This is a genomic window from Secundilactobacillus angelensis, assembly GCF_012641075.1.
GTDB classification, from domain to species: Bacteria; Bacillota; Bacilli; order Lactobacillales; family Lactobacillaceae; genus Secundilactobacillus; species Secundilactobacillus angelensis.
This window is the reverse complement of the sequence record NZ_JAAXLJ010000003.1, coordinates 124,456-139,851: the sequence shown is the minus strand read 5'-3', so window position 1 is coordinate 139,851 and position 15,396 is coordinate 124,456. Positions and strand designations below refer to the sequence as shown.

Genomic DNA, 15,396 nt, shown 5'->3' with positions numbered 1-15,396 from the left:
TGCTTGCTTTTTTTGATTTCAATTTACTTGAGAACAACAAGAAACTATTGAATTATTAATTATTGAAAAGGCTTTCATGAGAAATAACGAATATCTCACTTAAAATTATTTTAAATACGTTTAATCGGGGTTATACTTGATTTCGTAAGCAGTTCAATGATTTTTATTGGCGTCATACGGATATTTGGAGGGGTACGGCATGCAAAAAGACTATTGAAAAGTATCGAGAAATAATTATCATACTATTGGTAAATCAGGTTTACATTATAAGCTTTATAAGTCAGGTAAATTTTGGGTGACAGCCACTGCCTTCACTTTAATGGTGCTTGGTGGTACCGCAACTTCTGCTCAAGCAACTACGACAGAGGATTCTACCGCTGCTAACAGTGATGTAGCAGGGGCAACTAACAATCAGTCAAAGACGCTTAGTATCGTCAACGCGACAACTAATGATGCTTCGAGTCAAGATACCTCAGAGACATCAAGCGCTGTAACTTCGAACACCGCTGATGCTCAAGAATCAGATTCGACAACAGATCAATTAAATACTACTAGCTCGGATTTTTCACCAGTCAAGGATGATTCCGCTAAGGCTTTAGCTTCATCAGATCAAAATACCACTCAGGATTCGACTAGTGATAAAAGTAACACTGTGGATTCAAGTTCTGAAGCTGAAGCTAAGGTTGATGCGACATCCAACTCAGATAAATTAGCTAATTCTAACACTGCCACTGGTGAAATGAGCAACACCAATCAGACAAAAACAGCTGTTAATACTGCTTTAAAGACGCCTCAAGTAAAAAGTTTACCAGCAATCTTGGCCACTAAAGTCGTGATTGGTGATACAACCAAGTATTATGACGATAGCACCGCGACACCAACATCACTTGACGTTGCGTTAGGCGATGGCCTTACCGCTCCCACGGGTTGGTACGCACAAACTAATGCTGGTCAATATACAGTCTTACTGTCTTCTGGTGATTTCGACACTAGTGATGTTCAACAAGACGCTGGGACTTATTCAGTGACGTTATCCGCTGCTGGGTTGGCAAAGTTGAATAGTATTAACAAGAATGCCAATTTAACGGCGAATGATGTGACTGCTGGCCACATCACCATTACTAAAGCCCCAATTCCAGCTAATGCTATTACCGTGTCTGGTGGCAGTAAAGTGCAGGATAATGACGCCACAACCAATCCGACATCATATACGGTGACGCTCCCAAGTTATTTGACGGGTTCCACGGACTGGACACCGGTAACCGACGCAACAGGTGCAATCGTCGCAGGACAATATACCGTTTCCGTTGATTCCGGTGACATCGATGCAGCTATTACCAGCCAAAACGTTGGCAATTATGCGATTACGTTGTCTGCTCAGGGGCTGCAAAAGTTACAGGACCTCAACAAGAATTTTGATATTAAAGCAAACAGTGTCGCTCCAGGTTCGTATGTCATACAAAATAACGTTGCACTGGCAGTAGGTGGGACAACCATTAAAGTTAACCAAAGTTTGCCACAATCGTTATACGTGACTGTCGCAAATGGAACTAATGCCACCGTTCCTAGTGACTGGACGGTGTTCTATACTAACACTGAAGATGGGAGTGTTGTGTACACGGTTCCAATTGCTAACTTTGATACTTCGCAGGTTAACACAGCAACTGCTGGCTCATATGCAGTTAATCTGACCTCTGCCGAAATTAATCAGTTAAATTCCAGTAACCCAACCCTAAACTTGAATGATAGTAACATGGTCAAGGGGACAATCAATGTTTCCGATTCAACCTCCAATGCTTCGCTTTATCAAGCAAATTACTATGTTGACATTAGTACTCAAACCTCAGGGGTACCTCACGTTGGGCTGAACGCTGATGGTAATCCGAGTCAAACAACCAACTACAATAATTATATTATTGCACAAGGATCGTCCTTGCCGTTATCAATTCCGATTGTTCGGTTTAACGGAGGTCTGCAGACCATTACCAACCTAACTGAATTTTTGGTGATTCCTGCAGGATTTGTTGCTGGGGACGTTGATGAAAGTGGGAATGCCGTTGTTTCAACTGATCCTCAAAGCACAGTTACTCAGGATATTAACAACTGGATTTCCACAAACAACATCAATGCTTCAGGACTAACCGTTACACCCATCGCAGGGGGTTATGAAGGGCGGCAGAAGTTCAAGATTCATTTTGATTCTGTCACGCTACCTGCACCGTTTACTGATGCTAGTTCAGCCGCAACAGTTTCAATTGTCCCTGATCCAAATTCCAGCGTGACCTCTGGTTGGATTGGACCCTATATCGGGGCCAAAGACAGTGCGGTCATGTACTTGACAGATAATTATTCAGATACTCAAGGGGCATATACGATAGCTGGCTATGGTTTTGGTTATCAGAATATTCCCCAAGTTGCAACCGCGTTAGGCATTGATGATGCAGTGGTATTAAATTCAAGTTATCCTGGATTTATTTGGCACTATGATATTGTCAAAGCCACTGTCACCGATACGTACAATTTTGTTGATCCAAACGGCAATTCGATTGCCACACCTGTGACAACCACTGGGACCCCAGATAGTTCTTACGCAACGGCTGACTTAGTACCCGCAACCATTGTTCACAATGGTATTACCTATCAACTTGAGCAGGACAGCGTGAATGCAATTAACACATTTCCAAAAGTGACGACTACGTTTAAAGCCAGTCAGGCCAACGCTGATGGGACGTATTCCGCGAAGGGTAATACCTATACGGTTAAGTATCAACAGGTCGTGAACGCCAATTCGCTCTCATTCAATGATGGTGTTCAGAATCAGGCCGGCTCAAAAGTTTATGATGGCACAACCGTCGTGGATGCCACTCAATTTAAGTTGACTGGTATCAATGGATTAATCAATCCAACCTGGGATAATTCTGATTTTGACTTATCTGGGATTGATAGTGCTGAGGCTGGGATTTACCCAGTCAGTTTGAATGCCACCGGTTTATCAAAATTGGCTGCTGCAAATCCCGATTACTTGTTTGATGCCACTTCGGTTAAATCTGGCACGTTTACGATTACGCCAGCTGCCTATACTGGCAGCATTACTGTGGGCGATAGCAGTAAGACGTATGATGGCACAACTTCAAGCGATACATCGAAGTATACAGTTACGCTTGGGGATGATTTAACGGCGCCAACTTGGACCGCTGATGATTTCGACTTATCCGGTATTAACAGTCCAAACGTTGGCAACTATACGGTTACGTTGAGTGCGGCTGGTATCGCAGCAATTGAGGCTGTTAATCCCAATTACACGTTTACTTCGGACAATGTCACGGCTGGCACATTTACCATTAATCAGGCTGAAGTGACCATTAAGGCAAATGACCAAGCAAAAACTTACGATGGCTTAGGATACACTGGTGTGGAAGACGTCACGATGACTGGCAAACCGGCCAATGGTGCGGCAGTAAACTATACTTTATCGGATTTGTCAGATGATATTAACGCTGGAACTTACACCATTGCTGTGACTGCTAATACGGCAGATAATCCTAACTATGATATTAAGGTGGTCTCCGGTAAATTGACTATTACGCCAGCCCAACCAGCCGGACCGATTACGCTTGCCGGTAAGACGAAAACTTATGATGGTGATGCCTCTACCGATCCAACGACTTATACAGTCACTTTGCCGGCAGGATTAACCGCACCGACTTGGACCGCTGAAGATTTCGACTTATCTGGCATTACTAGTCAAGATGTTGGTTCATATCCCGTTAAATTGAGTGAGCAAGGAATTGCAGCATTAAAAGCGGCTAATCCGAACTACGATTTAAGTGCTGCAGTGTTCCAGACGGGATCATTAAACATCCTTCAGCGACAGATTTCATCCTCAGATATAACGATTCAAAACGTTAACAAGTTCTATGATGGTGATGCGACGACTGATCCTAAGACGTATGACGTTATTTTCGCCGACGTTCCGGGATCCGGCTTGACGGCCTCAGCATGGACAGCTGCTGACTTCGATTTGTCTGGGATTACGAGTCAAAACGTCGGCCAATATGCGGTTAAATTGAGTGCAAAAGGCCTTGCCGATCTTCAAGCGGCTAATCCCAACTATCAAATTACTGGTGTGACCGAGGGCTTCCTCACCATCTCGCCAGCACCGATCACGATTATTGAACCGACAATTAATCAGAAGTACACCGGTCAGTCATTTGATGCGAGCCAGATTACCCCTGAAATTGTTGGCAAGCCAGCACTTGGAGTTGCCATTAACTTTGAGTCAGTTCTGAGCGGCGATGGTGTTGCAATTGGCTCATATGCGATCAACGCAAACTTGGGTGACAATCCTAACTACGATATTAAAGTTATCCCAGGCACGGTAAACATCGTAAACGACAATTACACAGTCACAACGAACTACGTTGATCAAAATGGCAATCCAATCGCTGATTCAACGGTTCAAGACCAGCTCAACGTTAATGATAGTTACACAACCAGTGCTAAGATCATCCCTGGGTATCATTTGGTGAAGACTGAAGGTGATCCAACCGGTACAGTTGGAGATGGCGACGTTGTTGTAACCTATGTCTACGCTGCAGACTCGCCTACTGGCGGCGGTGGAAATGGCGGCAACAATAACGGCGGTAATGGTGGTTCTGATTCGAATCCTACTGGTGGCGGTTCAACCACTGACAACCCAACCGGAACGGTTACCGATGATAGCAATAATGATACCGTCAACAATGTTGCGCCTGATAACGGGTCAAACACTCATGGTCAAGGCGACGAGAGTAGTGATGTTCAAGGTGACAAGACTTCAGGTCATCAATCATCTGCTCAAAGTGGTCAAGCTGATCAACAGAGAGGGACCGCAGTGGTTACCATGCAGCATGGTGCCACTCGAAGTATGAATACCAACGCAAAAGGCAATTCACAAGCTGTTTTACCTCAAACAAATGATGCTCAAAATGACACCGTTAAACTGGGTGGTCTGCTTGGCATGTTGGTTTCACTACTCGGACTGTTTGGCTTAGCTGATCGTCGAAAAAAGAACTAATTTTCCACAGTGAATAACAGACTAAAAGTCTAGCATTGGCGCTTTGCCAAGCTAGGCTTTTTGCTGTTTGTGAGTATTAGGTTCCTTCCACGAATCATTCAACTATGAATCAATTTCCAGTATTTGGTAAGGCGAAAGATAGAGTTCTCGCATGATGACATGAGCCAGTTCATTACTAGTTAGCTTGTCATTGTCTGTCAGCCAGACCATGATGGTGCTCACAATCGTATTCGTGACGAGGTTGATGGCATACGTCTGGGGAACTTCTCGGCAAAAGGTGACGGTTCCCTTAATAGTTCGTAATTTGTGCAAAATCGCGATTTGCAGCTCGTTGACGATTGTTCTGTAGAATGGTGCGTCACCATTGGCGCCAAATAAGAAGGCAAGCAACGATCTATTTTTGGCGACTGGGGAGAGCACGTCAATCAAGACTGGGTAGGGGTCGCCGTTGGCAAGTTCCTGCAGATTCATGGTATTTCCCATTTCATTTGCGAGAGTTTTTTTAAACTTGGACATGAATTGATTCTTAAGTTGTTCAATCAGGTCTTCTTTGTCGAGATAGTGCAGGTAAAAGGTGCCGCGGCTGATTCCGGTTGTTTTGATGAGATCAGTGACCGTAATTTGGCTCAGCGGTTTATCGTGACCGATTTTAACCAAGGCGTCAACGATGGCCGACTCAGTTTGTGCGTTCCGTTGTTTATGAGTTGTCATGAGTGCCTCCAGATATTTGATGAACACTTTTTTAATTTTTGACCATAGAAAATGATGGATGAAATGGTTTAATAGTCCCGTAGTTTGATAAACACAGTGTTCATTATTTACTAATTGGAGGAGACATGCAATGACGAATTTTATTTCTGTCAAAAATGAGACCAAGAGATACGGCACTGGAAGTCATGCGGTGACCGCGAACAAGAACATCAGCTTTGAGATCGAACCTGGCGAGCTAACGATTATCTTAGGTGCATCGGGAGCTGGTAAATCGACCCTGCTTAACGTGCTTGGTGGCATGGATCATCTGACTTCAGGCTCAGTGAACGTTAACGGTGTAGAACTGGGCGAGTTAGATAAGCGCGGTCTCAACACATACCGCCGTAAACAAGTCGGGTTTGTTTTTCAGTTTTACAACCTGGTTCAGAACCTCACGACTGTTGAAAACGTTGAACTGGCGGCAGAGATAGCGCCAGATGCAATCGATGCCGTTCAGGCGTTGACGCAGGTGGGACTGAAGGATCGTATTGAGAATTTTCCGGCTCAGCTTTCTGGTGGTGAACAGCAACGTGTCGCCATTGCGCGCGCTATGGCGAAGAACCCAGATCTGTTGCTGGCTGACGAACCCACTGGTGCTCTTGATTACAAAACCGGTAAGAAAATCCTGCAACTGTTTCAGGACTTTGTTCGCGAGACCGGCAAAAATGTGATCATTGTGACGCATAATTTGATGATTCGACCAATGGCGGATCATGTGATTGAAATTGCTGATGGTCAAGTTAAGGCAGACAAACGTAATAAGAAGCCGACTCCTGTAGCCGAGATTGAATGGTAGGTGATGGCGATGAAGATGTTAAATAAAAATATTGCTCGTGAGTTTAAGCTATCGATTGCGCGTTCATTTCGGTGTCTGCTCTTTTGATGCTTGGCGTGTTTGTTTTGATTGGACTAAATGTTACCGGACCAAACATGCGCCGTACCGCGCAGAAGACTTATAATGCTGAGAGGCTTGCTGATGTGAAAGTGACGTCGACTGTTTCACTTAATGCTAAAGACCGTGAAACGGTGAGGCAGTTGTCTGGAATCAAGACTGCGGAGTTCGGTCATACAACTGATGTTGTGATTAAGGACAGCCAACATGCGATGAGAATTCAGAGTAACCCGAATAAGCTATCAAAGCTCACAATCACGAAAGGGCGCAAAGCTCATGCCACAAATGAAGTCGTCTTGAATGATAAGCTATCTGGAAAGTATAAACTTGGGCAGCAGGTCACTTTTGCTTCTGGAAAGACTGGAAGTACTACCGGCTTAAAGAGGCAGGCTTACAAGATCGTTGGGTTTGCGACCTCGACCGAATTTCTGAAGAAGGATAGCCTCGGTTCCACTAGCCTCGGCAGCGGGACGCTTTATGGTTTCGGCTATGTCACCAAGTCAGCGTTTTCCAGTAGCCAGCCGAACGTTGCCCGGCTGGCCTTTACTCATCCTAATGGACAGGCGTACTCAACCAGCTACGAGCACCATGCCAAGACGTTAACTGATAAGCTCCAGAAGAAGCTAAATGCACGCAACAAGACACGCGTGGCTGAACTACGCACGGAGCTGAATGACAAGATAAGTTCTGGGGAAAGCCAGATTCAAAATAGTAAAGCGGCAATCAAGACTGCTAGCACGCAATTAACCACAGCGCAACAGCAGCTCACGACGCAGCTGGCAGCGGCCAAGTCGGCGAACAACGCGACCGCCATTGCTCAAGTAGAAAATAAGCTACAGATGCTTAAAAAGCAGTCAAGCGCCCTGAATTTTAAGCGAGAGTCTTTGGATACTGCGAAGTCTGATCTCGCGAAAGCCAAGGCGACGCGCAATCAGCTTAGCGATATTACCTTTACTGTTGAGAGCCGAAACAATTATAATGACGGCTACAATAACTATGGCGAAGATGCACAACGGATTGACGTGTTAGGCCGCTCATTTCCAGCATTCTTCTTCCTGATTGCAATCATGGTCAGCTTTACGACAATGCAGCGTATGGTCGATGAAAAGCGGATTGAGATGGGAACGATGCGGGCACTCGGTTACACTAAGGGTGAGGTTATGCGCGAGTTTCTAGTTTATAGTATTACTACCGCTGTAACGGGGACGGTCCTTGGGAGTGCACTGGGATTAGTTGTCTTGCCTCGCATCATTTTTCGGGCGTATACAGCCAACTTCAACTTCAAGGTTCTACTATTAGCGCCACACATTGGCTACGTGGTGGTTGGCTTAATATTGGCATTAGCATCGACGGTACTGGCATCGTGGTTGGCGGCTCGATCTTCTTTGAAGATCATTCCAGCTGAGTTAATGCTACCGAAGCCACCGGTAAATGGGTCGCGGATCCTGTTGGAACGAATTAAACCGTTGTGGCGGAAAATGAGTTTTTCCTATAAAGTGACTGCCCGAAACTTGTTCCGTTATAAGGGTCGTATGTTTATGACAATCATCGGGGTCGCTGGTGCCACAGCATTGATGATTACCGGATTTGGAATTCGCGACTCGTTGAACACCATTGTTGCCCGGCAGTTTGGCGACATTAGCCAGTATGATCTTGTGACTGTGTATAACCCTAATGCTAGCACCACTGCAGTTCGTAAAGCACAAGGGGCAGTGAAGAATTCAAACCAGGTCAAGCGCACCACTGCAGCATATTTTGCGAATGTCTACGCAACGACCAACGGTTCTGACACGCGAGAAAACATTGCACTGATGGTGCCTAAGTCTCGTAATCAGCTTGATCAGTACATCAAGCTCCGTGATTATAAGTCTAGCAAGAAACTTTCGTTGACCGACAGTGGGGCAGTGGTTTCCCAGAAACTGGCTAAGCTGCAGGGTGCAAGCGTCGGCGATACTATCAACCTTAAAGATACTGATGGAACGGCACACAAGGCTCGGGTAGCGGCAATTACCACGATGTATGCCGGCCACTACGTTTACATGAACCGGGCATACTATCAGAAGGTTTACGGTAAGGCAGCGACGCCTAATGCTTACCTGGTTACCTTGAAGCACAGCACCAGTAAGTCGGTGAATGCCTTTGCTTCCCATTTCAATCGTCAGGAAGCGGCAGTGGAGACTGTGCAATCAAGAGAGACCAAGAAGACCATCACCAATATTTTGGGCAATTTGAACAACCTGATCCTTGTACTGGTGGTCAGTGCGTCGCTGCTCTCACTGGTTGTTCTTTACACACTGACGAATATCAACGTTTCCGAGCGTATGCGGGAACTATCCACTTTGAAGGTGCTGGGCTTTTATCCGCGAGAGGTGCTCATGTACATTTATCGCGAGACTAACATCTTAACTGGTGCTGGAATCTTGGTTGGCATTGGCGCCGGCTACTTGTTCCACGCCTATATTATGGATCTATTGCCACCAGCGACAGCGATGGTTGCACCGGGTCTCTCATGGATCAATGTCGTAATCTCGGTCGGGTTGACCATTATTTTCTCGTTAATGGTCATGTATACGATGAACCGCAAGATTCAAAGCGTGGATATGCTTGAAGCATTAAAGTCAGTAGATTAGGTATTTTTCTAAATTTACAAAAGCAATCTTCAGAAAGGAAGATTGCTTTTTGTCTGAGTGTAGCTGTTTTAGATTGGCTAAAGATGGTAAAATACAAGGACAGATACTCTTCTATCAACCAAATAAGGATGTCATTTTACAAAAGAATGACACGATATTATTCGTGACTGCATCAAAAGTCAGATTAATTTTTAAATAAAAAGGGAGCAATCAAAATATATGGCAACTATTCAATGGTTTCCTGGCCACATGGCGAAGGCCATCCGCCAGTTGGAAGAAAATTTACACGTGGTGGATATCGTGTTCGAACTAGTGGACGCCCGGATTCCCCAATCATCCCGCAATCCCGAAATTGAACGGATCATTAAGGATAAGCCGCACTTGGTCATTATGACGAAAAGTGACTTGGCGGATCCAGAACAGACTGCAAATTGGATCAAGCAATTTAAGAGGCAAGGTTTACCAGCAATCGCGGTGGATTCTAAGGCTAACATTACAACTAAAACTGTTACACGTATTTCACAGTCAATTCTGGCAGACAAACTCGATAACGAGCAGCAAAAGGGGTTGAAAGAACGGCCAATTCGTGCGATTACGGTTGGCATTCCAAACGTTGGTAAATCCACATTGTTAAACCGTTTGGTCAATAAACGGGCCGCTCAAGTTGGCGACCGTCCTGGTGTGACCAAGGGACAACAGTGGCTCCGTTCGTCTTCTAAGCTGCAATTATTGGACACTCCTGGGATTTTATGGCCTAAGTTTGATGATGAGGAAACCGGTCAGGCATTGGCATTAACTGGTGCAATTAAGGATCAACGTTTTGCCAGCGACGATGTGGCCCTTTACGCGTTGAAGTTTTTCCGGCAGTATTATCCCAAAGCATTACAAGAACGCTATAAGTTAACGGAAAATGATTTCGACCTTTCTGACGTTGATTTGCTGCTCAAATTAACCAAACAGTTTGGGATGAAAGATGATTATGAACGGGCTTCGGACCGCCTTATTCTAGATATCCGTAAAAGCAAATTAGGTCGCTACACGTTAAACCGAACGGACGGTGAGGTTCGTGGCTAAAACAGTCTCCATTCGTGATCTGACGCCGTTATTTGAGCAAGTGACCGATTCCCATGATCCGCTTTTTGCCCAATATGCAGATGATCCACGTTCTGGCGTTCAAAAACTGATGGTTTCGGCTCAGCATCGAATCACCAAGCTAGTAGAGGAAAAGCGTGCTTTCGAGCAGCGTTTTTTTTATGAACGCCAATTTCGTCAGCAGGGGCATCAACTGATTGCTGGCATCGATGAAGTGGGTCGTGGTCCGTTAGCAGGTCCGGTAGTCAGTTGTGCAATCATTTTACCTGACGATTTTGATGTGATTGAAGTCAATGATTCCAAACAACTGTCGGATCACCTGCGAGAGGAACTCTATCCGCAAATCTTGAATCAAGCAATCGCAGTGGGAATCGGTACGGCTTCAGCCCAGCAAATTGATCAGTTGAATATCTATCAAGCCACTCGTGTAGCCATGTTAGCTGCGGTCAATCACTTACAGCCACAGCCTGACCAATTACTCATCGATGCCATGCAAATTGATACTGACATTCCCCAATTAAAATTAATTCATGGCGATGCCAAAAGTGTTTCTATTGGGGCTGCCAGCATCGTCGCAAAAGTTTTTCGTGATCATCTCATGCAAAGCTATGACGTTTTGTATTCTGGTTATGAATTTGCTCACAACGCTGGTTATGGAACTAAAGCCCACTTGCAGGGACTAGCCGATTTAGGACCATCAAAGATCCATCGGCGCACTTTTGCACCAGTTTCAAACTATTTTAATTAAGTTACCGTAGTTTGCTGAAACTAAGTATGAGGTGAACTACCGTGAAGATGAATCAATTTTTACTCCGTTTACATTTGACTCCCGGAATCGGCATGAAGGGCGAATATCTGGTGGCGCAATGGCTGACTGAACATCCGGGACAGTTGAGAAATTTACTTCCCGTTCATATCAGCGAAATTGCTGGTATCTTGCCACAGCACCGGGAAAAGTTCGAACGAGGGTTTATGAGTGATAAAATTAGTCAGGCATTGGCACGACACGAAAAGGAGTCGCACTACCTGACTTTTTTTGACCCCCAATATCCGCTGATGCTCAAGGAAAGTTGGTTGCCGCCAATGATTCTGTTCTATCTGGGAAATCTCAATTTATTGAATGCCCAACATTTATTGAGCGTAGTGGGTAGTCGCAAGAGCACGGCCTATTCCGAAATTGTGTTGAGGCAGTTGTTGCCTGAATTGGTAGCCAGAGATATGGTGATCGTGTCGGGACTGGCAGCGGGCGTGGACAGTTTAAGTCACCAAATTACTTTGCAAAATCGTGGCCATACGATTGGTGTGATTGCCACTGGTTTGAATCTGAGTTATCCGGCAAGCAGTCAGAAATTGCAGCAGTACATGGCTCAACATGAATTGGTCTTGTCTGAATATCCCTTAGATGCAGTGGGCAAACGGTATCATTTTGTCGAGCGCAACCGGCTGATTGCTGGTGTGAGTCAGGCAACCTTAGTCGTGCAGGCACAGCAAAAAAGTGGCAGTTTAATTACGGCTAACATCGCGCTGCAGAATAACCGAGACGTGATGGCAGTTCCAGGCCGAATTGACGATCCGCTCTCCTGTGGGTGTAATCAATTGATTCAAGCTGGCGCCAAAGCAATTTTGACAGCCGAGGATATACTGGATGAATACCCGTCATTAGCGACTAAATAACCAGCATTCACCCGGGTATACTTTACAAAAACGACATCCATTTGCTCTATAATATAGTAGTTTTTGAACTCTTTATGAGTTGACAATCTAATTTTTATGAAATATGATGTGAAAGATTTAGTAATCTCATCGCATTAAATATTTAACACTCACTAGAAGGGGTAATTAGATGGCAACTGCAACTAAAAAGGCAAAAGCTACAAAAACTAAAACAACAAAATCTAAACGAAAAAAACCACAAAAAAAGCTTGTCATTGTTGAATCTCCAGCAAAGGCAAAAACCATTGAAAAATATCTTGGCCGCACCTACAAAGTGATGGCAAGTCTAGGACACGTCCGTGATCTGCCAAAGAGTAAGATGGGTGTGGACGTTGATCACGATTACGATCCGCACTACATCTCGATTCGTGGTAAGGGCGACGTGATCAAAGAATTGCGCTCTGAAGCCAAAAAAGCGAAACAAGTTTATCTCGCAGCTGACCCGGACCGTGAAGGGGAATCAATTGCTTGGCACTTATCTCACTTGTTGAACTTAGATCCAAAAGAAAAGAACCGCGTGGTCTTTAACGAAATCACCAAAGATGCCGTTAAGGATGCTTTCAAGACACCTCGGACCATTGATATGGACTTGGTTGATGCCCAGCAAGCTCGGCGGATTCTTGACCGGCTGGTGGGTTATTCGATTTCACCGCTACTTTGGAAAAAGGTTAAAAAAGGACTTTCAGCTGGTCGAGTACAATCCATTGCGCTGAAGCTGATCATTGACCGCGAAAACGAGATTAAAGCCTTTGTTCCAGAGGAGTATTGGACAATTGACTTTGAATTCAAGCTCAAGCGTTCCAAGTTTAATGCCAGCTTTTATGGGTTGGATGGCAAAAAGCACGATTTACCAGATAACGATGAAGTACAAAAGGTGTTAGCGCAATTAGACCGCGACAAGCCTTTTGATATCACCAAAGTTACCCGTAAAGAACGGAAGCGCACACCGCAACCACCGTTTACCACGTCGGCCATGCAACAGGAAGCCAACAAAAAGTTGAACTTCAGAACGCGTAAAACCATGATGGCTGCCCAACAGCTTTATGAAGGAATCAACATTGGTAAAGAGGGTTCCCAAGGGCTGATTACCTATATGCGGACCGATTCTACTCGGATTTCCGTCATTGCAAAGCACGAAGCTTCTTCCTTCATTCACGAGAAGTATGGTGCAGAATACGCTGCAACGAAGCCAATTAAGGGTAAGTTGCCAGAAGGCGCTCAGGATGCCCATGAAGCGATTCGACCATCATCCGTTTACCGGACACCTGCCGATTTGAAGCAGTATCTAACCAACGATCAGTACAAACTCTATTCCTTGATCTGGAACCGGTTCATGGCCAGTCAAATGACCAATGCGGTTATGGATACCATGGCTGTGACCATCGAGCAAAACGGCGTTACCTTCAGAGCTAACGGATCGAAATTAAAATTCGATGGTTTCTTGAAGATTTACAAGGATGGTAAGGAAAAGGATAATTTATTGCCTGATCTGAATGAAGGCGATCAATTAACCTTATCTAAAACTGATCCGGCACAACATTTCACTCAGCCACCAGCACGCTATTCTGAAGCTAACTTGATCAAAGCCTTGGAAGAAAATGGTGTGGGTCGGCCATCGACCTATGCACCAACCCTGGATACGATTCAGCGTCGGTACTACGTTAAATTAGTGGGTCGCCGGTTTGAACCAACTGAATTGGGTGAAATTGTTAATACAATTATTCAGGATTATTTCCCAGACGTGGTGGATATTAACTTTACCGCTGATTTGGAGAAACAACTGGACGGTATTGAAGAGGGCAGCCAAGATTGGGTGAAGGTTGTCGATAGTTTCTACAAACCGTTCTCAAACGAAGTCAGTCATGCTCAAGATACCATTGAGAAGATTCAAATTAAGGATGAACCCGCTGGCTTTGACTGCGATATCTGTGGCGCACCAATGGTGATCAAAATGGGGCGTTACGGTAAATTCTATGCTTGCTCACGGTTCCCAGATTGTCGCAATACCAAGCCAATCGTTAAAGAAATTGGCGTCATCTGTCCAAAGTGTCATGAAGGACAAGTTATCGAACGCAAGTCAAAGAAAAACCGCTTATTCTACGGCTGTTCACGCTACCCTGATTGTGATTTTGTCACCTGGGATAAACCAGTTGGCCGTGATTGTCCTAAAGACGGTCACTTCCTAGTAGAAAAGAAAATCAAAGGCGGCGTTCAAGTCGTTTGTCCAAACGGCGATTATGAAGAACCCGTTCAAAAATAGTTACGAGAAGTTTAAGTTTGACCAACCTTGACCAAATGTATTGCATCGGGGTTGGTTTTTTGATACATTACAATCATGGAGGCGATTTTCATGGCAACACCAGTTGAATTGTTTATCACCTACCTGGAAAGTGAACGGCAGTATTCGCCTGAGACTGTTAAGGCTTATCGTGAAGATCTGGCCGCTTTCCAAAAGTTTCTCGTCGATACTGGAGGCGACACTGACTTATTAGCGGTATCCAAGCTGGATGTTCAAGTGTACCTGAGTCAGTTATACGATGACCATAAGGCACGCACCACGATTGCTCGAAAGATTTCCAGCTTACGGTCATTTTACGATTTCTTGATTCGTGAGGATCAAGTCAAGGTTAATCCGTTTGCGTACGTGACCTTAAAGAAGCGACCCCAGCCATTACCCCGATTTTTCTACGAAAAGGAAATGACGGCGCTGTTCAAGGCCGCTAGCGAGAATCCTGATACCATGCTTGCAAAACGGGACTCGGCGATATTGGAAGTCCTTTATGCTACTGGTATTCGGGTCAGTGAATTATGCGGACTGACGTTAACTGACGTTGATTTTGACGGTCAGCTGATGTTGATTCATGGTAAGGGTAACAAGGAGCGCTACGTGCCATTTGGCCACTACGCGAAGGATGCTTTGCAAACGTATCTGAAAATAACCAGGGAACCATTGATGCAACAGTATCATAAGGACCATGAGGTTGTCTTTATTAACCATTACGGAGATCCCATCACGTCTACGGGAGTTGAATACGTTTTGAATCAGATGATTGCTCGTAGCACACTGACGGGTGACATTCACCCGCATATGTTGCGGCATACCTTTGCCACTCATTTGCTGAATCACGGTGCTGATTTACGAACCGTTCAGGAACTTTTGGGTCATAGCAGTCTATCGACGACACAAATCTATACGCACGTTACCAAGTCACAGCTGCAGCGTGATTATCGTCGTTACTTTCCACGCGCCACTCATGATTAAA

At 45.0% G+C, this 15,396-nt stretch carries 9 protein-coding genes; 8 read left to right on the top strand and 1 reads right to left on the bottom strand.

Going from position 1 to position 15,396, the window contains the following annotated elements; translation table 11 throughout:
- Nucleotides 1-244: 244 nt before the first annotated feature.
- Nucleotides 245-5,056: an MBG domain-containing protein gene (locus tag HC026_RS02580; RefSeq protein WP_332871171.1), complete on the top strand. Its 4,812-nt coding sequence runs from the start codon at nt 245-247 to the stop codon at nt 5,054-5,056.
- A gap of 102 nt (nt 5,057-5,158) precedes the next feature.
- Here HC026_RS02580 and HC026_RS02575 read toward each other — a convergent pair whose 3' ends face one another.
- Nucleotides 5,159-5,767, bottom strand: a complete 609-nt coding sequence (locus HC026_RS02575) for a TetR/AcrR family transcriptional regulator (RefSeq protein WP_168924418.1) — start codon at nt 5,765-5,767, stop codon at nt 5,159-5,161.
- Nucleotides 5,768-5,897: 130 nt separating this feature from the next.
- Between HC026_RS02575 and HC026_RS02570 the strand changes: the two genes are divergently transcribed.
- The 7 genes from HC026_RS02570 to xerC all read left to right on the top strand — a co-directional run bounded on the left by HC026_RS02570 (nt 5,898) and on the right by xerC (nt 15,395).
- Nucleotides 5,898-6,602 carry an ABC transporter ATP-binding protein gene (locus HC026_RS02570; RefSeq protein ID WP_168924417.1) on the top strand — a complete coding sequence of 235 codons (705 nt, stop codon included), beginning with the start codon at nt 5,898-5,900 and terminating at the stop codon, nt 6,600-6,602.
- Between the two features lie 86 nt (nt 6,603-6,688).
- Nucleotides 6,689-9,328: an ABC transporter permease gene (locus HC026_RS02565; RefSeq protein ID WP_232843585.1), complete on the top strand. Its 2,640-nt coding sequence runs from the start codon at nt 6,689-6,691 to the stop codon at nt 9,326-9,328.
- Between the two features lie 219 nt (nt 9,329-9,547).
- Nucleotides 9,548-10,402: a ribosome biogenesis GTPase YlqF gene (gene ylqF / locus HC026_RS02560; protein WP_168924415.1), complete on the top strand. Its 855-nt coding sequence runs from the start codon at nt 9,548-9,550 to the stop codon at nt 10,400-10,402.
- Nucleotides 10,395-11,168 (top strand): ribonuclease HII, encoded by a 774-nt coding sequence (locus HC026_RS02555; protein ID WP_240890963.1) that lies wholly within the window; start codon nt 10,395-10,397, stop codon nt 11,166-11,168. Before ylqF ends, HC026_RS02555 begins: the two co-directional genes overlap by 8 nt.
- A 47-nt stretch (nt 11,169-11,215) precedes the next feature.
- A complete protein-coding gene (gene dprA, locus HC026_RS02550) occupies nt 11,216-12,094 on the top strand; it encodes a DNA-processing protein DprA (protein ID WP_232843582.1) in 879 nt (292 codons plus the stop codon).
- A gap of 169 nt (nt 12,095-12,263) precedes the next feature.
- Entirely contained in the window at nt 12,264-14,393 is a 2,130-nt protein-coding gene (topA, locus tag HC026_RS02545) for a type I DNA topoisomerase (RefSeq protein WP_168924413.1), read from the top strand.
- A gap of 90 nt (nt 14,394-14,483) precedes the next feature.
- Nucleotides 14,484-15,395: a tyrosine recombinase XerC gene (gene xerC, locus HC026_RS02540; protein ID WP_168924412.1), complete on the top strand. Its 912-nt coding sequence runs from the start codon at nt 14,484-14,486 to the stop codon at nt 15,393-15,395.
- The last annotated feature ends 1 nt before the right edge of the window (nt 15,396 follow it).